This is a genomic window from Halalkalibacter okhensis (genome assembly GCF_000787375.1).
GTDB lineage: Bacteria > Bacillota > Bacilli > Bacillales > Bacillaceae_D > Halalkalibacter > Halalkalibacter okhensis.
The window spans coordinates 39,123-58,801 of sequence record NZ_JRJU01000015.1 but is presented as its reverse complement, the minus strand read 5'-3'; the positions used below and the strand labels follow the sequence as shown (position 1 = coordinate 58,801).

24 protein-coding genes are annotated in these 19,679 nt (G+C 38.1%); all 24 read left to right on the top strand.

Annotated elements, in window-relative coordinates:
• Positions 1-32 precede the first annotated feature (32 nt).
• The 24 genes from trmFO to LQ50_RS12215 all read left to right on the top strand — a co-directional run bounded on the left by trmFO (position 33) and on the right by LQ50_RS12215 (position 19,650).
• On the top strand, positions 33-1,340 hold the full coding sequence (gene trmFO, locus LQ50_RS12325; protein ID WP_034629665.1) for an FADH(2)-oxidizing methylenetetrahydrofolate--tRNA-(uracil(54)-C(5))-methyltransferase TrmFO: 1,308 nt from the start codon (positions 33-35) through the stop codon (positions 1,338-1,340).
• Between the two features lie 71 nt (positions 1,341-1,411).
• Positions 1,412-1,672, top strand: coding sequence for a site-specific integrase (locus LQ50_RS26010; RefSeq protein ID WP_237563701.1), 261 nt, complete (start codon positions 1,412-1,414; stop codon positions 1,670-1,672).
• Positions 1,673-1,761: 89 nt separating this feature from the next.
• The gene (locus LQ50_RS12320; RefSeq protein WP_237563700.1) at positions 1,762-2,304 is read left to right on the top strand and encodes a tyrosine-type recombinase/integrase; all 543 of its coding nucleotides are present in this window, start codon (positions 1,762-1,764) and stop codon (positions 2,302-2,304) included.
• Between the two features lie 24 nt (positions 2,305-2,328).
• A complete protein-coding gene (gene hslV / locus LQ50_RS12315; protein ID WP_034629663.1) occupies positions 2,329-2,874 on the top strand; it encodes an ATP-dependent protease subunit HslV in 546 nt (181 codons plus the stop codon).
• Positions 2,875-2,901: 27 nt separating this feature from the next.
• Positions 2,902-4,299: an ATP-dependent protease ATPase subunit HslU gene (gene hslU, locus LQ50_RS12310; RefSeq protein ID WP_034629775.1), complete on the top strand. Its 1,398-nt coding sequence runs from the start codon at positions 2,902-2,904 to the stop codon at positions 4,297-4,299.
• Between the two features lie 19 nt (positions 4,300-4,318).
• On the top strand, positions 4,319-5,098 hold the full coding sequence (gene codY / locus LQ50_RS12305) for a GTP-sensing pleiotropic transcriptional regulator CodY (RefSeq protein WP_034629662.1): 780 nt from the start codon (positions 4,319-4,321) through the stop codon (positions 5,096-5,098).
• 371 nt (positions 5,099-5,469) lie between these two features.
• Positions 5,470-5,868 (top strand): flagellar basal body rod protein FlgB, encoded by a 399-nt coding sequence (gene flgB / locus LQ50_RS12300; protein WP_034629659.1) that lies wholly within the window; start codon positions 5,470-5,472, stop codon positions 5,866-5,868.
• A gap of 2 nt (positions 5,869-5,870) precedes the next feature.
• Positions 5,871-6,329 (top strand): flagellar basal body rod protein FlgC, encoded by a 459-nt coding sequence (gene flgC, locus LQ50_RS12295; RefSeq protein WP_202595377.1) that lies wholly within the window; start codon positions 5,871-5,873, stop codon positions 6,327-6,329.
• An 11-nt stretch (positions 6,330-6,340) separates the two neighbouring features.
• Complete coding sequence (gene fliE / locus LQ50_RS12290) at positions 6,341-6,640, top strand: flagellar hook-basal body complex protein FliE (RefSeq protein ID WP_034629655.1); 300 nt, start codon at positions 6,341-6,343, stop codon at positions 6,638-6,640.
• Between the two features lie 27 nt (positions 6,641-6,667).
• Positions 6,668-8,242: a flagellar basal-body MS-ring/collar protein FliF gene (gene fliF / locus LQ50_RS12285; RefSeq protein ID WP_034629652.1), complete on the top strand. Its 1,575-nt coding sequence runs from the start codon at positions 6,668-6,670 to the stop codon at positions 8,240-8,242.
• 12 nt (positions 8,243-8,254) lie between these two features.
• Positions 8,255-9,271 (top strand): flagellar motor switch protein FliG, encoded by a 1,017-nt coding sequence (fliG, locus tag LQ50_RS12280; RefSeq protein ID WP_161784683.1) that lies wholly within the window; start codon positions 8,255-8,257, stop codon positions 9,269-9,271.
• On the top strand, positions 9,264-10,082 hold the full coding sequence (gene fliH, locus LQ50_RS12275) for a flagellar assembly protein FliH (protein ID WP_034629647.1): 819 nt from the start codon (positions 9,264-9,266) through the stop codon (positions 10,080-10,082). The genes fliG and fliH overlap by 8 nt, the downstream gene beginning before the upstream one ends.
• The gene (fliI, locus tag LQ50_RS12270; protein WP_034629645.1) at positions 10,060-11,379 is read left to right on the top strand and encodes a flagellar protein export ATPase FliI; all 1,320 of its coding nucleotides are present in this window, start codon (positions 10,060-10,062) and stop codon (positions 11,377-11,379) included. Before fliH ends, fliI begins: the two co-directional genes overlap by 23 nt.
• Positions 11,379-11,816: a flagellar export protein FliJ gene (gene fliJ / locus LQ50_RS12265; protein ID WP_034629643.1), complete on the top strand. Its 438-nt coding sequence runs from the start codon at positions 11,379-11,381 to the stop codon at positions 11,814-11,816. Before fliI ends, fliJ begins: the two co-directional genes overlap by 1 nt.
• Before the next feature lie 10 nt (positions 11,817-11,826).
• Complete coding sequence (locus tag LQ50_RS12260; protein WP_034629641.1) at positions 11,827-12,387, top strand: MotE family protein; 561 nt, start codon at positions 11,827-11,829, stop codon at positions 12,385-12,387.
• A 31-nt stretch (positions 12,388-12,418) separates the two neighbouring features.
• On the top strand, positions 12,419-14,557 hold the full coding sequence (locus tag LQ50_RS12255) for a flagellar hook-length control protein FliK (protein WP_034629639.1): 2,139 nt from the start codon (positions 12,419-12,421) through the stop codon (positions 14,555-14,557).
• 8 nt (positions 14,558-14,565) lie between these two features.
• Positions 14,566-15,027 carry a flagellar hook assembly protein FlgD gene (gene flgD, locus LQ50_RS12250; RefSeq protein ID WP_034629637.1) on the top strand — a complete coding sequence of 154 codons (462 nt, stop codon included), beginning with the start codon at positions 14,566-14,568 and terminating at the stop codon, positions 15,025-15,027.
• A gap of 42 nt (positions 15,028-15,069) precedes the next feature.
• Positions 15,070-15,447: a TIGR02530 family flagellar biosynthesis protein gene (locus LQ50_RS12245; RefSeq protein WP_034629634.1), complete on the top strand. Its 378-nt coding sequence runs from the start codon at positions 15,070-15,072 to the stop codon at positions 15,445-15,447.
• Between the two features lie 83 nt (positions 15,448-15,530).
• Positions 15,531-16,322: a flagellar basal body rod protein FlgG gene (flgG, locus tag LQ50_RS12240; RefSeq protein WP_034629631.1), complete on the top strand. Its 792-nt coding sequence runs from the start codon at positions 15,531-15,533 to the stop codon at positions 16,320-16,322.
• A gap of 63 nt (positions 16,323-16,385) precedes the next feature.
• Positions 16,386-16,598, top strand: coding sequence for a flagellar FlbD family protein (locus LQ50_RS12235; protein WP_034629630.1), 213 nt, complete (start codon positions 16,386-16,388; stop codon positions 16,596-16,598).
• Positions 16,599-17,030 carry a flagellar basal body-associated protein FliL gene (gene fliL, locus LQ50_RS12230; RefSeq protein ID WP_052144725.1) on the top strand — a complete coding sequence of 144 codons (432 nt, stop codon included), beginning with the start codon at positions 16,599-16,601 and terminating at the stop codon, positions 17,028-17,030.
• A 26-nt stretch (positions 17,031-17,056) separates the two neighbouring features.
• Entirely contained in the window at positions 17,057-18,049 is a 993-nt protein-coding gene (gene fliM / locus LQ50_RS12225; RefSeq protein WP_034629767.1) for a flagellar motor switch protein FliM, read from the top strand.
• Positions 18,042-19,271, top strand: coding sequence for a flagellar motor switch phosphatase FliY (gene fliY / locus LQ50_RS12220; RefSeq protein WP_034629627.1), 1,230 nt, complete (start codon positions 18,042-18,044; stop codon positions 19,269-19,271). The genes fliM and fliY overlap by 8 nt, the downstream gene beginning before the upstream one ends.
• 16 nt (positions 19,272-19,287) lie before the next feature.
• Positions 19,288-19,650 carry a response regulator gene (locus LQ50_RS12215; RefSeq protein WP_034629625.1) on the top strand — a complete coding sequence of 121 codons (363 nt, stop codon included), beginning with the start codon at positions 19,288-19,290 and terminating at the stop codon, positions 19,648-19,650.
• The last annotated feature ends 29 nt before the right edge of the window (positions 19,651-19,679 follow it).

Here is a 19,679-nt window from a genome sequence, read left to right as displayed (position 1 = left end):
CCTCATTTCTACTGTATGATGGAGGGATTATTTTGTCAGAACAACATGTTAACGTAATCGGTGCAGGGCTGGCTGGTAGTGAAGCTGCTTGGCAGCTTGCAAAGAGAGGCGTTACTGTCCATTTATATGAAATGCGTCCGGTTAAACAAACTCCGGCTCACCATACGGATAAATTTGCTGAATTGGTTTGCAGCAATTCGCTTAGAGGCAACAGTTTAACAAATGCTGTTGGAGTATTAAAAGAAGAAATGCGGAATTTAGATTCGGTTATTATACGTTCAGCCGATGATGCATCAGTTCCAGCTGGGGGCGCACTAGCTGTTGACCGCCATGAATTTGCAGGTGCTGTGACAGAACGTGTGAAAAATCATCCGAATGTGAAGGTTTTCAATGAAGAAATTACTTCAATACCAGAAGGGCCGACAATTATCGCAACAGGGCCTTTAACATCAGAACACCTTTCAAAACATTTGAGGGAATTGACGGGCGAAGAGTATTTATACTTTTATGATGCGGCCGCACCTATTATTGAAACTGAATCTATTGATATGAATAAAGTTTATAAAAAATCAAGGTATGATAAAGGAGAAGCTGCCTATTTAAATTGTCCAATGACTGAAGAAGAGTTCGATCGTTTTTATGAGGCTCTGATTGCAGCTGAAACAGTACCATTAAAAGAATTCGAGAAAGAAATCTTTTTTGAAGGATGTATGCCAATTGAAGTAATGGCTAAACGTGGTCGTAAGACGATGCTCTTTGGGCCAATGAAGCCGGTTGGGCTAGAGCATCCTGAAACAGGAAAAAGACCATTTGCTGTCGTTCAATTAAGACAAGACAATACGTCGGGAACTCTTTATAATATTGTTGGTTTCCAAACGCATCTCAAATGGGGGCCACAAAAAGAAGTATTGCAGTTAATTCCAGGCCTAGAGAATGCTGAAATTGTGCGTTATGGTGTTATGCATCGAAATACATTCATTAATTCACCAAATCTTCTAAAACCAACTTATCAGTATAAAGACCGTGACGATTTGTTTTTCGCTGGTCAAATTACAGGTGTAGAAGGATATGTTGAATCAGCTGCCGCTGGACTAGTAGCTGGAATTAATGCCGCAAATTATGTTCAAGAAAAAGAAATGGTTGTTTTTCCGGAAACAACCGTAATCGGAAGTATGGCGAATTATATTACGACTGCTAATAAGAAGAACTTTCAACCGATGAATGCAAACTTCGGACTGCTTCCACCATTAGATGAACGTATTCGTGATAAAAAAGAAAGATATGAGCAGCTTGCTAACCGAGCAATCGGCGCAATTCAGAATTTTGTGAAAAAAGTGTAAATATCGTTGTCAGAGCTACTAATTCATGATAGAATTTAGTAGCTCTGCGAGTGTTAGGTGGTGTCCCTTAATTGGAAGAACAGTCCTGGCTAGATTTGTTTATTACATATTTGCAACTAGAGAAGAATAGATCTGTACATACGATGAAGAATTATAAGAATGATATAACAGATTTTATGAGGTTTATGGAAGACTTACACATCCCTTCATTTACCGTTGTGACTGTTACTGATATTCACAAATATATAGCGAAATTGTATGAAAATGAATATTCGGGGAAAACCGTTGCTAGAAAGGTATCTGCATTAAGAAGCTTTTATAGTTTCATATGAAAGAGGGACGGGTAAAAGAGAATGTATTCGCTTCAGTTGCTCTCCCAAAAACTACTTTACGAATACCGATATTCCTAAATGATAAAGAAATGAGTAAGCTTTTTCATGAAATGATGGGAAATGAGCCACTCGATCAACGAGATCGTGCACTATTGGAATTGCTTTATGCTACTGGAATGAAAGTGAGTGAGTGTAGTAAGGTCCAAATACACGATATCGATTTTTTCATTGGTACGGTTTACATTCAAGGTCGAAAGGAACGGTATATCCCTCTGAGTACATTTGCAATCGAAGCATTGCAAACGTATATTAAAGATGGAAGAAAGGTTCTCATGCAAAAAGCCAAACATCAACATTCATCACTTTTTCTGAATTATCGTGGTGGAGAGCTTTCAGACAGAAGTGTCCGAACGATTATTCATAAACGGATAGAGAGTGAAGCTATTTGCAAAGGGTTTCGTCCTCAAGATATTAGGTATTCTTTTGCTGCAAACTTATTAAATAATGGAGCTGATATAGGAGTTGTTCAAGAACTATTAGGCCACAAGCATTTTTCGGCGACTCAATTTTTCGCGCATGTTACAAAAGACCGATTGAAAGATGTATACAAACATTCTCATCCTAGAGCATAAGTAGGGTGTAAGGAGGATAAATAGATGGATCAAACTTTTCACGCAACGACCATTTTTGCTGTCCAACATAATGGGGAGTGTGCAATGGCTGGTGATGGCCAAGTCACTTTTGGAAATGCTGTTGTGATGAAGCATACCGCAAAAAAAGTCCGTAAAATTTATCAAGGAAAAGTGATCGCAGGGTTTGCAGGGTCCGTTGCAGACGCCTTTACACTATTTGAAAAGTTCGAAGGGCGATTAGAGGAGTATAATGGCAACCTTCAGCGTGCTGCTGTTGAACTTGCAAAAGAGTGGAGAAGTGATAAAGTTCTTAGAAGGCTTGAGGCTATGCTGATTGTTATGAATAAAGAGCATTTATTACTTGTTTCAGGAACTGGCGAAGTGATCGAACCAGATGACGGAATATTAGCTATTGGTTCAGGTGGTAACTATGCGTTGTCTGCTGGTAGAGCGTTAAAAAAACATGCTCCAGATCTTTCTGCTAAAGACATTGCACGGGCTTCCTTAGAAACAGCAGGTGAAATTTGTGTTTACACGAACCTCAATATTATCGTTGAAGAACTAAAATAGTGAATCGATACAGGATTGGAGAGTGGTATTGTGAAATCGAACTTAACTCCTAGAGAAATTGTTAGCCGTTTGAATCAGTTTATTGTAGGACAACAAGAAGCAAAAAAGTCAGTCGCGATTGCATTGCGTAATCGTTATCGACGAAGTTTACTTGATAACAAGATGAAAGACGAGATTACTCCAAAAAACATTTTAATGATTGGTCCAACAGGTGTTGGTAAAACAGAAATAGCTAGAAGATTAGCGAAACTAGTTGGGGCCCCTTTTGTAAAAGTAGAGGCAACAAAGTTTACTGAGGTTGGATACGTTGGACGTGATGTTGAATCAATGATTAGGGATCTTGTTGAAACAAGCGTAAGGATTGTCAAAGAAGAAAAAACGCAACAAGTACGTGGGCAAGCAGAAACAAATGCAAATGAACGAATTGTAGAATTGCTTGTTCCGAAAGCGAAAAAGCAATCATCTTACAAAAATCCATTTGAAATGATTTTTGGTGGTCAACAAGGGGCTCAAGAAGTTGAGCCAGACCAAACAGAGGAAACCAATATAGCAGAGCGTCGTAAGAAAATGGCACATAAGCTTGCCTTAGGAGAATTAGAAGACCATATGGTGACAGTTGAGGTCGATGAACAATCCCAAGGGTTTATGGATATGTTCCAGGGCCAAGGCATGGAACAGATGGGTATGAACATGCAAGAGATGCTTGGTGGTATGCTTCCAAAGAAGAAGAAGAAAAGACGTTTACCAGTATCTGATGCAAGGAAAGTCTTGATAGAAGAAGAGGCTCAGAAATTAATTGATATGGATGAAGTCACCCAAGAAGCTGTTTTAAGAGCAGAACAACTTGGAATTATCTTTATTGATGAGATTGATAAAGTAGCTAGCAAAGGACAGCAGTCGGCTGACGTCTCGCGTGAAGGCGTACAACGTGATATTTTACCAATTGTAGAAGGGTCTACCGTTGTGACAAAACATGGTTCAGTGAAAACCGATCATATTCTATTTATCGGTGCAGGTGCATTTCATATGGCTAAACCTTCAGACTTAATCCCTGAATTACAGGGGAGATTTCCAATTCGAGTAGAACTGGCTAATTTAACCGTTGAGGACTTTGTACGAATTCTAATTGAACCAAATAATGCGTTGATCAAACAATATATAGCACTTCTTGAAACAGAAGGTATAAAAGTGTCGTTTTCGGACGAAGCTGTTCATAAGATTGCGACAATTGCAACGGAAGTCAATCAAGAAACGGAGAACATTGGTGCTAGACGATTACATACCATTCTTGAACGGTTATTAGAGGATCTTTCATTCGAAGCGCCAGATATTACTTTAGAAGAAATAGTCATTACGCCAGAGTATGTAGAAGAGAAGTTAGCTTCTATTGCAAAGAATCGAGATCTTAGCCAATTTATTTTGTAAAATTGCAGGAGGAGAAGTTATGGATTTATTAACAAGAACAAGAAAAATCAATGAAATGTTACAAAAAACAGGGGTACAACATGTCAATTTTAAAGATATGGCAGAAACATTGCGTGATACAATCAGCGCGAATATTTTTGTAGTTAGTCGTAGAGGAAAATTATTAGGTTTTGCGATTAAGCAAGAGATTGAAAACGAACGAATGAAGAAAATGTTAGAGGATCGTCGTTTTCCGGAAGAGTATACAGATGGACTGTTTAAAATCGAAGAAACTTCGGCGAATTTAGATATTGAAAGTGACTATACAGCGTTTCCAGTTGAGAATAAAGATTTATTTAAGAGTGGTCTTACTACGATTGTTCCTATTCAAGGTGGGGGACAGCGTCTTGGAACATTGATTTTAGCTCGTTTAAATGATTCATTTAAAGACGATGACTTAATTCTAGCTGAATATGGTGCTACTGTTGTTGGAATGGAAATCCTTCATGAAAAAACACAGGAAATTGAAGAGGAAGCTAGAAGCAAAGCGGTTGTACAAATGGCTATTAGTTCTCTTTCTTATAGTGAATTAGAAGCTGTTGAGCATATCTTCCATGAATTAGATGGAAAAGAAGGGCTTCTTGTAGCTAGTAAAATTGCTGATCGAGTTGGAATTACGCGTTCTGTTATTGTTAATGCTCTTCGTAAGCTTGAAAGTGCGGGTGTCATTGAATCTCGCTCTTTAGGAATGAAGGGAACATATATAAAAGTGTTGAATGATAAATTCCTCGTTGAATTAGATAAATTAAAAGCTAAATAAGTTTAATGGTAAAGAGCAAATGTTATGCAAAGGGCATTGAAAGGGAAACTTTCAGTGCCCTTTCCTTATGTATGCTCTTTTTTATGTTTTTTTGGAAACTTTTACTGTTTTTTCAGGAAGTATGATACAATTCTAAAGGATTATGTCGAATTATGTTGGTATTTACACTGTGAGCATAGGTTTATACGACAAAAGTCATCATTTTTCTCTAGTTCTTTTATCTTGATTCGGAAGATGGATAAAAACGGTGTTAGACTTTCTTTACAGGATTTAATACAATTCTCATAGAGACTGTGTGAAAAAATGTGAAGTTAACGGAAAATGACGAGAAAAGTCGAATTGTATAATTATGTCGGAAGGCGGTTTTTGTTTTGGATCTTTTTGGAAGTGCGAGTTTCAAATCATTAGAAAGAGGATTAGCGGGTGCACAAGTTAGACACAATGCAATCTCTCAAAACATAGCTAATGTTAACACTCCTAACTACAAGGCGAAGCAAGTTAGTTTTAAACATACATTGGATGATGCAATGAATCAGACTAATTTCAATGCAAATCGAACAAATGCCAAGCATCTTGAATTTAGTCGAACAAACAACCCGATCATGGTTGAAGAGGATCGTTCAACGATGTATAACCACAATGGAAATAATGTAGATATAGACTTAGAAATGGCTGAATTGGCGAAAAACCAAATTTATTATAACGCATTAATAGATCGCCTCAATGGTAGGTTTACTAGTTTACAATCCGTTATACGTGGAGGGAAATAATCATGACTATTTTTCATGGATTTAATACAAGTGCTTCTGCCTTAACTACTCAACGCCTGCGTATGGATGTGGTTTCGTCTAATATGGCCAATGCTGATACGACTAGAGCAGCATTGGTTGATGGCGAGTGGCAGCCTTATAGGCGTAAGATGGTAGTCACTCAACCGAATGACAAGTCTTCGTTTGCACACTTTTTAAATCAAGCTAAAACAGGTAAGGGTACCGACGTTGGTCATGGGGTTAAAGTCTCGCAAATCGTGGGAGACCAATCTCCGTTTAGGCAAGTTTATAACCCTGAACATCCTGATGCGAATGAACAGGGCTATGTCCAAATGCCTAATGTAGATCCGTTAAGAGAGATGGTCGATTTAATGAGTGCGACGCGTTCCTATGAAGCGAACGTGACAACGTTAAATGCATCAAAAAACATGTTGTTAAAAGCCTTAGAGATTGGAAGGTAGGGGAATAGGAAATGGATATGCGAATACAATCGCCTTTTTTACAAATAAATCCAGATGTAATGAAAACAAAACATTCACCAGCGACTGCGCAGGCGTCATTTAAAGATGCTTTAAGTCAAGCAATCAAAGATGTGAATGAACTTCAAAATGAATCTGCTAAGAAAACAGAACTATTAGCAAAAGGTGAGATAGACAACCTTCATGATGTGATGATCACGGGGCAAAAAGCTAGTATATCGCTCCAGGCAACGGTGGAAGTGCGTAATAAAGTGGTTGAAGCCTATCAAGAGATTATGAGAATGCAAGTATAAAAGTTGTAGTATTGAAGGAGAGGCCGCATGAACGAGAAATTACTTATGTACAAAGAGCGGATAACAGAATTTTGGAGCGGTCAGTCAAAGAAGCAAAAAATGATTCTTCTAAGTTCTGTAATTGCAATTATATTATTGCTCGCTCTTTTATTGTTTTTTGCAAACAGATCTAATTATGTTGCTCTTTATAGCAATTTAACATTACAAGAAACGGGACAGATTAAAGAAACTCTTGATGCTCGTGGAATCTCATCAACTATTTCTGATAATGGAACAGCGATCATGGTGCCTGAGCCTTTAGTTGATTCATTAAAAGTTGAATTAGCAGCAGAAGGACTCCCAAGAAGCGGAAGTATTGATTATAGCTTCTTCCAAGATCAAATGGGATTTGGAATGACTGATAATGAATTTTCTGTCATGGAGCGTGCTGCCATGCAGACGGAACTTGGTAGCTTAATTAGAAATATTAATGGTGTTAATCATGCTAATGTCATGATTACATTGCCAGAAGAAAGCGTTTGGTTGAACTCCTCAAATGAAACATCAACAGCCGCTGTTGTTCTCGATTTGGCAGCTGGCTATCAGCTTGAGCCTAGTCAAGTACAGGCTCTTTATCATTTAGTATCAAAGAGTGTACCAAACCTTCCTATTGAAAATATCGTCATTTCTGATCAGATGTTTAATGACTATTTATACGATAACGGAAATCATGCGAATTCAGCATTGTCAGCATACGAGCAACAACGATCCATTCAGAGAGAAATTGAACGAGATCTAACTCGTAATCTACAACAAATGCTAGGGACAGTTGTTGGCAGAGATAAAGTATTGGTTTCCGTTTCAACAGATATCGATTTTACCCAAGAAAACCGAACAGAAGCTTTAATTGAACCAGTCGACCCTGAAAATATGGAAGGCATTGCTGTTAGTATTGAGCGCATTGCTGAAACGTATAGCGGCGAAGGTACTGTAGAAGGCGGGGTTGAAGGGACTGGTGAGGGAATTGTCAACTATCCTGGTGCGATGGGACAAGGACCCTCTGAGTGGGAACGTACCGAGGATCGAATCAATAATGAAGTTAACCGAATCAATCGAGATATTGTAGAAAGTCCCTATAAAATCCGTGATATTGGAATTCAAGTGATGGTTGAGCCACCGGAAGGTCTTGATGCTCTGCCTCAAGATCGAATGAATGATATACAACAAATTTTAGGAACGATCGTACGAACAAGTATCTCTGGTGTATATGCAGAGGAACTGACACAAGATGCGATTAATGAAAAGATTTATGTTTCCTCTCAGCCATTTGATGGGAAGTTAGAATTTGAACAACAGCCTATTCAAGCCATACCAACATGGATGTATATTGTTGGTGGAATACTTGTTGCTGTAATTCTCCTTCTATTATTCTTACTTGTTAAAAAGAGAAAAGAAGTAGAAGAAGAGGTTGTCGAGCAAGAAGAGATTCGTTATGAAGTACCAGATTTACCAAACGAAGACCAGAGCTTAAGTGCTACCAAAAGAAAACAGTTAGAAAAAATGGCAAAAGATAAACCTGAAGAGTTCTCAAAATTACTACGTACATGGTTGTCAGAAGATTAGGAGGGATGATTGGTGGTTGGTTCATCTAATAAAGGAATTACAGGTAAGCAAAAGGCAGCTATCCTTCTCATATCTCTTGGACCTGATGTATCTGCGCAAGTATATAAGCATTTGTCGGAAGAAGAAATTGAACAATTAACACTTGAAATTGCAAATGTTCGAAAAGTCGACAGTGGCATGAAAGAGGAGATTCTCGAGCAATTTCATTCACTAGTATTAGCACAAGACTACATTGCTCAAGGCGGAATTGGATATGCAAAAAGCATCCTAGAAAAAGCGTTAGGTGAAGATAGCGCAATGGACATTATTAATCGATTAACTTCGACATTGCAAGTACGTCCATTTGATTTTGCTCGTAAAGCAGATTCTTCACAAATATTGAATTTTATTCAAAATGAACACCCTCAGACAATTGCATTAATTTTGTCTTATTTAGAGTCGGTACAAGCCGGGCAGATCCTGTCCGAATTACCACAAGAGGTTCAAGCGGATGTGGCAAAACGAATTGCTTTAATGGATAGCACGTCCCCTGAAATAGTTAACGAAGTGGAATCAATTCTTGAACAAAAGCTATCGTCTACGGTTACACAAGATTATACAGACGCTGGTGGAATAGAAGCTGTAGTTGAAGTATTGAATAGCGTTGATCGAAGTACAGAACGGACAATCCTTGATGCTTTAGAAATTCAAGATCCAGAGCTAGCTGAAGAAATTAAGAAACGAATGTTTGTCTTTGAAGACATTGTTACCCTTGATAATCGTTCCATTCAACGAGTCATTCGAGATGTTGAAAATGAAGATTTACAATTGTCATTAAAAGTAGCTAGCGAAGAAGTAAAAGACATTGTCTTTAGCAATATGTCACAAAGGATGGCAGAAACGTTTAAAGATGAAATGGAATTTATGGGGCCAGTTCGATTACGTGATGTGGAAGAAGCGCAATCACGTATCGTGGCAATCATCCGACGTTTAGAAGAAGCTGGTGAGATTGTGATTGCTCGTGGTGGAGGAGACGATATTATTGTCTAAAATCATTAAGTCACACTATAGCTCTAATGATCGTGAATCGAAGAAGATTACAATACGTAACTTATTTGAGGAAGGACAGTTTCAAAAAAATGACATGTTGAGCAGCTCTGACCAGGTGAATAAAGTTGAAACAGCAAAAGAGACACTCAAACAACTGCAATTAGATATACAAATAGCTGAAGAAAAAGCTACTCAACTTATCATGCAAGCTGAAGATCAAGTGAAAAAGATTCAAGAAAATATTCAAAATGAGCAAGAGCAAGCAGCTAATGAAATAGAGCTGCTAAAACAGTCTGCCCATGAACAAGGGTATCAAGACGGTTATGCGCAGGGACAGGCTGAGGGTTTTTCCTCCTATTCTAGTTTAATTGAACAAGCTCATCAATTAATCAATCAATCTGAACTAGAGTATGAAAAAACAATCGAATCAGCTCAGCCTGTGATTGTTGAACTGGCTTCGGCATTAGCTCAGAAAATGGTGAATCAACAGTTAGCGGATGATCCCGGCATGTGGTCTAGTCTCCTTATGCAAGTGATGACAGAAGTAAGAGAACACGAAAATGTTAGAATTTATGTTCATCCAGACTGGTATGAGAGAACGAATCAACAAAAAGAAGAACTTGAGCAACTGCTTAGCCATACTGAAAAGTTATTTATATATCCCGATGCAGGACTAATGAAGAATGGTTGTGTGATTGAATCGAAATATGGACGAATTGATGCAACGGTGGATGAGCAACTTAGTGAACTGAAAGTACAGTTACTTGAAAAGCTTAAGGAGGCAGGCGATGAACGCGCAGGAACTAATTAACATTGTCCCATCTCTTACTCCTTATAAATGGTACGGGAAAGTTACAAGAGTTGTTGGATTAACGATTGAATCCAAAGGTCCGCAAGCTTCGATTGGCGATCTATGTTACATAGTCGTCGGTAAATCACAAACGAAAGTGAAAGCGGAGGTTGTCGGTTTTCGAGATGAGAACGTATTGCTCATGCCGTTAAATGGAACAACAGATATCTCACCAGGTAGCTTAGTGGAAGCTACCGGAAAACCTTTAGAGATAAAAGTCGGTGCTGGTCTAATTGGGAATGTTATTGATGGATGCGGTGAGTTAATGTCAAAAGCTCCATTGCCAAAAGGCCTTACGTCGTTTCCTACCGATAATGCGCCACCTAATCCTTTATCAAGGCCAAGAATTCATGAAAAGATGTCACTTGGTGTCCGGGCAATTGACTCGTTGTTCACGGTCGGGAAAGGACAGAGAATAGGAATTTTTGCTGGAAGTGGTGTAGGGAAAAGTACACTATTATCGATGCTTGCAAAAAATTCAGCAGCAGATGTAAATGTCATTGCATTAATAGGAGAGCGTGGAAGAGAAGTAAAAGATTTTATTGAGCGAGACCTTGGTGAAGAAGGTTTGCGCAAATCAGTATTGGTTGTAGCTACATCAGACCAGCCGGCTTTAATGCGAATAAAAGGGGCGATGACAGCTACTGCTGTGGCTGAGTATTTCCGTAATCAGGGGCTACACGTAAATTTAATGATGGACTCTGTGACAAGGTTTGCCATGGCTCAACGTGAAATTGGCTTAGCTATTGGGGAGCCCCCTACTTCAAAAGGGTATACTCCATCAGTATTTGCGATGTTACCTAAATTATTAGAGCGTTCGGGTACAGATGTTAAAGGAAGCATTACAGCATTTTACACTGTATTAGTGGATGGGGATGATATGAATGAACCAATTGCTGATGCGGTGAGGGGTATATTGGATGGTCACCTCGTTCTTGATAGGAAATTAGCAAATAAAGGACAATTTCCAGCAATAAATGTGTTAAGAAGTGTGAGTCGAGTTATGGCGGATATCGTAGATGATGTTCATAAAACCAGTGCGGATCAAGTTCGTTCGTATTTATCTATATATAATGATAATGAAGATTTAATTAACATCGGAGCGTACAAAAGAGGTGCATCAAAAGACATTGACGAAGCGATTTTGATGTATCCGAAAGTGATAAATTTTTTAAAGCAGTCTACAACTGAAGTGACAACCATTGACCAATCTGTTGAAAGGTTGATCAACGAATTTGCGAAAGGCGGACGTACCTAATGTCATTCCAATTCACTCTTCAAAAAGTTATGCAAGTTAGGGAAAGAGAAAAAAATAAAGTACAAGCTGAATACCAAGAAGCGATTGGGCATTTCGAAAAGGTTGCTACACAGTTGTACGAATTACTTAAAAGTAAGGAAGACTTGGAAGAACTCTCAAGAAACCAAATCGCCACAGGGACGTCTATTTATAAATTGCAACAAAATCAAACAAAAATTATGCGATTGCAACAAGAAATTTTGGAAAAACAGCGTGCAACTCAATTAGCTAGAGAAAAAATGACTGTTAAAGAGCAGCACCTTGTTACAAAGACGATAGAAGTGAAAAAATACGAAAAAATAAAACAATTGAAACAAGAACAATACAAAGAAGAAGAGAAACGAAAGGATCTCATGCAAATGGACGAGTTATCGGTTCAATTATTTGCAAAACGTTAAAGGTGAAACTATGAGTGGAAACGAAAGATCGTATAGCAAATTTCAGTGGTTTTTTCTTGTCATTTGTATACCGGTTCTGTTTGCCATCATTTTATTTCTTGTCATTCTCTCATTTGTAGGGGTTGACGTTGTAGGTGAAGCGAAGCAAGTGGCAACTAATGTTCCGATCCTTTCAACGCTAGTCGATGGGGAAGAGGAACTAGAACAGGTGGATGTTAGTTTGTTAGAACAACGGATCGAAGAGCAGGATGTTGAAATTGTCCGTTTGCAGGAAACAATAACCCAACGTGAAGAAGCGATTGAACTGTTAGAAAGTGAAATAAGACAACTAGAGGAACAAAGTGATTTAGAAGCTGAATTGCAGGTTGAAGTAAAGCAAGATTTAAAAGATATCGCGAAGATATATGAATCGATGTCATCAAAAAATGCCGCATCAATCATTGCGGAACTACCAATGGAGGAAGCTCTTTTGCATTTATCGCAAGTATCACTAGATGCGAGAGCTGCAATCCTTTCAAAAATGGAAAGTGAAGTTGCGGCAGATCTAATGAGCAGATTTGCAAATGAATAATGTAGCTACTTTTGAAAGGAGGTGAAATAATATGAACACGATGGTAGCGAGTGCATTATTAATGAATTCGACGGCTCTTACCAGTCATTCTCTACCCAAAAATGCATTAAAAGATGGAGAAGGAAAGCGGACGTTCTCTCAAATGTTAGGCAGATTAAATGAATCCAATGAGCAGTCTTCAAAGGGAAAAAAGGAACCGATACCTTTGAACTTTCTATTAGAATCGCTTGAAGTAGCTATCCAAACAGATTCGATTATAGACTCAAACATAGATTATTTACCAAACGTTTGGAAAGAAGACTTCACGACAGCGTGGATGCAATCAACTGAAGATGAACTGCCTTCTATAACCGATTGGTCTGAAGGGAAACAACTTGCATTTTTAGCGGTATCATATGCTTTAGGAGATACACAGATTAAAGAATCAATTAGGCAAAAGGTTCCTTCAGAAGTTATTGAAAATGTACTAAGAGAATTAGAGCTATTAGCATCCGTGTCAAAGATAAGTGAAGAAAAAGAAATAATGCGAGATGATTTAGGTAATCAATCCATTCAAACAACCCTTTTACCAATGGAATGGACAGAGCAGGATGTTGAGCAAGCAATCATTAACGTATTTGGTAGAAAAGAGATGGAACAAATAAATAGCCCTTCACTTAAAAATAGGAATACTGAGATCCTTTTTAATGAAACAGGTTATCTTTCACGCTTAAGTGTAAAAGAAAATATGTTTAAGTCATTCGGTAGTCAAATGTCTCAAGCTGAAAAAGAGCCAGTTATTTTAAAGCAGATTGCAATAGCTATTTCTGAATTAAGTGCTACAAATCTATCTGATAAGGTAGATGTAGAAGAGAACTTTCAAGAAAAAGTAATGAAACTGCCAAAAGAATGGCGAGAGGATTTTATTACAGTTTTGTCGGTACCTGATGAAAATATTTCTCGTTTGCTTTCGAATTGGTCTGAACCGAAACAAATAGTCTTTCTTGCACTAACAAACGAGGTTCTTGAACAGAGTACAGACCATTCATTAGTGGATAACCATAACATGGATAATCAGAAAATCAATTTCCATCATTCCAATCCGCAGAATCGGGAGAATATGGACAATACTGGCACAAAGGAACATCAGTTAGTCTTCTCACTCATTGAAGAAGTACTACCTGGATTAATGGACCATCATGATCATCGTGAGAAAGAACAAGAAGTAGAAATTGGTTCAGAGAGACTTGCTCAAATACCAATGGAATGGAAAGATGAGTTTCTTACTTTATGGTCAAAACCTGTTGAAAGTGCTCTTTCAATAGTTGCGAGCTGGCGTGGAGAAAAACAACTAGCTTTCCTTGCGACTCTTTATAGTGATGGCAGAGAGGCAGTGCAAGATTCTATTAGACGTAACTTCCCAACTCAGCTGATTTCTAATGAAGGCATCGATCAACTGATGAGTTTAGTTTCAGAGAACACGACTGATTCGCAAAATAAACTAACGATTTTCACAACGATACTAACCTTTTTGCAAAAGGAACAGCATGACTTAGAGGGAAAGAATCTAAATGTGCCTTCCAAAAACTTTACTATCGTAAACGAAAATAGGATCAATCATTCTCAGATAAATACAGTTCAACCAAGCGAAGTTGTTGAGGTGAAAGAAGGTTCAACAATAGGAGCAGAATCGCAAAACAATCAGGTGGTGCCAGAACGTTTAGCAAAGCCTGAAATGGTACAAATGTACATTGGAGATCGACTTCCAAAAGAAATGCAGCAACAACAATTTTTAAGGCAGCTGCATTCAATCTTAAAGCGTGGGACGTTTATCCAGTCACCTCAAGGAGCTCAAACGTTATCGATCAAATTATACCCTGAACATTTAGGACGTCTTACTATTCAAATTACTCAGCAAGAAGGATTAATTACAGCTCGTATTATGAGTAGTTCTTCTGCAACAAGAGAATTGGTTGAAAGTCAGCTTCCTCAATTACGACAGGCATTTGTTCAACAACAGCTCCACGTTGATCGGATTGAAGTAAGTGATGAAACGTTCGAACAACAACAAGATGGTGAATCGGCAAAGGATGATCATGCTACAAACGAGCGCGAAGATGAGCGTGAAGAAGGGGATTCTGTCTCATTTCAAAACATCTTAAATGAAGTTACTATTAACGAACAGATATAGGTGATCTCATGACAAGTATCCATGAAGGGTTAATGTTAAACAACCAACCAAAGCAAACACAGCAAACGGGACAAGGGATATTAGGAAAAGATGATTTTTTGAAGATTTTAATTACACAACTTCAAAATCAAGATCCTGCAAATCCGATGGATGACAGAGAGTTTATTGCACAAATGGCCCAATTTTCTTCGCTTGAACAAATGACAAATATGAATCAAGCTATGCAGAAGTTTGTAACGATGCAAACCACTCAAAATTTAGTCCAACATAGTGAATTAATAGGTAAAAAAGTCCAATGGAAACGTGAAGTAGATATTGATGAGTACCGGTCAAAGACGGATTATGTGGAAAACATCGTAACATCTGTCAAACTAGAGAGCGACGGGCAACTTCGTATCCAACTGGACGACGGTCGATGGATTAGCAATGAGCAACTTGTTCAAGTAAGTAAAGCGGACGAGCAGAAATGAGCTCCGATCATTTTAAATAATTAGCTAATAGGAGTGTGACGTATGGATCCAAGGATTTATACACAATCGTTGCATACACTTCCAAAGCTAACTCGTAAGACGGTCAACCAACCACAAACGACTCAATTTCATAAATTGTTACAAAACGAGCTGTTAACTGAAACTGAATTGAAAGTAAGCAAACACGCAAAGCAGCGTATGGATGTAAGAGGAATCGAATTTTCAGAAGAAAAATGGTTGACCATCCAAGAAAAAGTGAAGGAAGCAAAACAAAAAGGGATAACCGATTCATTAGTCGTTACGGATCATGCTGCATTAGTTGTTAGCGCCAAGAATGATACCGTGATTACAGTGATGGATCGTGAAGAAGCACAATCTCAAATATTTACCAATATCAATGGAACCATTATCATTGACTAAAAATGAAAATAAGACTGGACCCGAGCAGGGAGGTCTTAAGACTGTGGACTGATAGAAGCAGTCAATAAGAGGAGGAAATTAATATGTTACGTTCAATGTACTCAGGGATTTCAGGAATGAATAATATGCAAACAAAATTAGATACGATCGGAAATAATATCGCCAATGTGAATACGTTTGGCTTTAAAAAAGGTCGTACAACATTTAAAGATATGGTTAGTCAACAAATTGCTGGTGCTTCAGGTCCCGGAGGAGGTCTTGGTGGTACTAACCCAAGACAAGTTGGACTAGGTTCACAGCTAGCTACTATTGATACGATTCATACGCAAGGAAGTCTTCAAAATACAAACCGTGAATTAGATTTAGGGATTTCTGGCGATGGATATTTTCGATTAGGTGAAGGAGATAACACTTTTTATAGTAGAGCGGGTAACTTTTACTTAGATTCCGAGGGGAATATTGTTAACTCTGATGGATTGTATTTATTGGATGACGCTGGTGACATTATTAACATCCCTCCTAATTCACAAAGCTTTAGTATTAGCCAAACTGGTAATGTTAACGTCATTGATGATGAGGGTGTATTAGATACAGTAGCTACCATTTCACTTGCTTTTTTTGCCAATCCAGAAGGGTTACAAAAGGAAGGGAGTAATCTTTATCAAGTGTCAGCTAACTCTGGTGAACCAGTAGTTACAACACCGGGAATGGATGGAACAGGGACACTAGTTGCTGGAACTCTAGAAATGTCTAATGTCGATCTCTCAGCAGAATTTACTGAAATGATCGTAGCCCAACGTGCGTTCCAAGCAAATACTCGTATTATTACTACTTCTGATGAGATCTTGCAAGAACTTGTTAATCTAAAACGATAATATTAACTATAACTATATTTTAGGAGGATTGGGCTAGGCCAAGTCTAGCCCATTCATTTATCTATGATTGAACTTATCCGTTTAAATGGTCAACCATTTTTACTCAATGCCTTGTTAATTGAGCAAATTGAAGCTTTTCCAGATACTACTATCACTTTACTAAGTGGGAAGAAAATCGTTGTGCAAAATAGCATAGAAGAGATCCAAACAATCATTAATGCAAGATTTACTCAAATTGGCCTTATAGGAATATATAAAGATGCGGAGGGGTCTTAATTGTTTAAAAATAGGCTTGTAAACATCATGCTTATCATTTTAGTGGCACTTACACTTGTTGGCGTGGTGGCATTTGTGCTTATTAATCAGTATTTATATGAACCAGACCCAGACGCTGAACCAACAATAGATGAAATCATCGCTCAGTCATTTGAAACGAAAGAAATAACAACAAACCTCCTATCCAATGATTATGTTCGTGCATCTTTTCGAATACATGTTGATAGCAAATCGGCATTAACTGAGGTACAAAAACGTGATTTTCAAGTGAACAATATTATTTTGCGGGCTCTTTCAGGAAAAAAAGCGTCTGATTTAGCTGGACCAAAAGGCATTGAAGCGTTTGAAAATGACATTAAAGTACAAATAAATGAGTTAATGCAAGAAGGAGAGGTTATTCAAGTTTATACAACAACTTGGGTAATCCAGTAGAGGTATTAGATAAAGAGGTGAGGGTCTTGGCTGACGTTTTATCACAGGGTGAAATAGATGCCCTGTTATCAGCACTTTCTACTGGAGAGATGAATGCTGACGAGTTAAAAAAGGAAGAAAGTGAATCAAAAGTCAAAGTATATGATTTTAAGCGAGCATTGCGGTTTTCAAAGGACCAAATTCGAAGTTTATCTCGAATACATGAGAACTTTGCTCGATTGTTAACGACTTATTTTTCTGCACAACTACGCACCTATGTCCAGATTTCGGTTGCATCAGTCGATCAACTTCCTTATGAAGAATTTATACGCTCTATTCCAAAAATGACCATTTTAAATGTGTTTGAGCCTTATCCATTAGAAGGTAGACTTTTGATGGAGATCAATCCAAATATTGCTTATGCGATGTTGGATCGATTGTTAGGTGGAAAAGGAGTTAGTGTAAATAAGGTAGATAACTTAACGGAAATTGAGACGAGAATTATGTCCCAGCTTTTTCAACGGACAATTGATAGTTTCCAAGAAGCATGGAGTTCAGTTATTGAACTTGATCCTGTAATGGAAGAGATTGAAGTTAACCCGCAGTTTTTACAGATGGTTTCTCCAAATGAAACAGTTGTTGTTATTTCGCTTTCAACAACGATTGCAGAAACTTCAGGTATGATTAATATTTGCTTGCCGCATGTTGTATTAGAGGAAGTCTTACCAAAGCTTTCTGTTCATTACTGGATGCAAGAGAAGAAAAAGCAAAGGCAGCCTGGAGAAATTGAGAATATTGAGAAAAATATTCAAAAGGCTCCATTGCTCATACAAGCTGAGCTTGGACGTTCAGAAATCTCGGTACATGAGTTTTTGCATCTTGGAGTTGGAGATGTCATTGAGTTAGATCAATTAATTAATCAGCCGCTATCTGTAACTGTAGGTGGAGAAAGAAAATATTTAGCACAACCAGGGAAAACAAAGAACCAAATTGCTGTCCAAGTGACAGAATTAATTGAGGAGGCAGAAGAAAATGAATGATGATATGCTTTCCCAAGATGAGATTAATGAGCTCCTAAAAGGAGTGACTGGAGATTTCGAAGAGACAACTGAAGACGATAAAAATGAGTTAACGTTATCCGATTATTTGTCAGAAATTGAAAAGGATGCTTTAGGGGAAATTGGGAATATTTCTTTTGGGAGCGCAGCGACGGCTTTATCAACATTATTGAATCAAAAAGTTGATATTACAACTCCAACGCTTGCTATTATTTCCAGAACACAGCTAGAAAAGGAATTCCCCCAACCTCATGTTGCGGTTCATGTTGAATATACAGAAGGGTTTCAAGGCTTAAATTTGCTTGTAATCCAAACACAAGATGCAGCCATTATTGCCGATTTAATGCTAGGTGGTGATGGGGCTGAACCATCTTTAGAGCTGACGGATATGCATGTAAGTGCCGTTCAAGAAGCAATGAATCAGATGATGGGCTCTGCTTCCACGTCTATGTCAACCATTTTCAATAAAAAAGTTGATATTTCACCTCCTGGAATCGATTTATTGGATGTTAAGAAGGATAAGGGAACGTCCAATGTACCGGAAGGAGAAATTCTTGTGAAAACTTCTTTTCGATTAAAAGTAGGAGATCTAATCGATTCAAATATTATGCAATTGGTTACTGTTCCATTTGCTAAAAACTTAGTAGATGAATTGATGAATCCAAGTGAACCTGTAACAAATGACTCAGGAGTAACGGCAGAGGAACCGTCACTTTCTGTAGATCAGCTAGAAAAAGAAGAAGCCCAGCCGGAGAACAAACAACCATTAGAGTCTAGACAAGAAAAAGTGGTAACAGAGCCAATGGCCCAAAACCATCATTCTGGACAGGCCCCTTACGAACAAAGAGCTCAACAGCATTTAGGTGGGTATCATGAACGTGATGTTGATGTACAACCAGCAGCATTTTCTACATTTGATTCACCACGACTGTCACAAAGTGAATCAAATAATTTAAATATGCTGTTAGACATTCCACTTCAGGTAACCGTTGAGTTAGGGAGAACAAAGCGATCAATCAAAGAAATTCTTGAATTTACACAAGGTTCAATTATTGAACTTGATAAATTAGCTGGTGAACCAGTCGATATTCTTGTTAATCAAAAATTGATTGCTAAAGGTGAAGTTGTCGTAATAGACGAAAACTTCGGAGTAAGAGTGACGGATATTGTAAGTCAAGAAGATCGAATTCGAAATTTAAAATAAGGTAGGGGAATGATTCATGGCAGCAAAGGTGTTAATTGTTGATGATGCAGCATTTATGCGAATGATGATTAAGGATATCTTAACCAAAAATGGGTTTGACGTAGTTGGAGAAGCCAATGATGGGGCGGAAGCGATTGAAAAGTTTAAGGAAGTATCTCCAGATCTTGTCACAATGGATATCACAATGCCTGAAATGGATGGAATCACAGCATTAAAGGAAATCAGAGCCATTGACCCTAGTGCTAAGATTATTATGTGTTCAGCGATGGGGCAGCAATCAATGGTAATTGATGCGATTCAAGCTGGAGCAAAAGATTTTATCGTGAAGCCTTTTCAAGCGGATCGCGTGATAGAGGCAATTAACAAAACACTAGGTTAGATATGAGTTAAAGGAAATGGGGGAGCGAC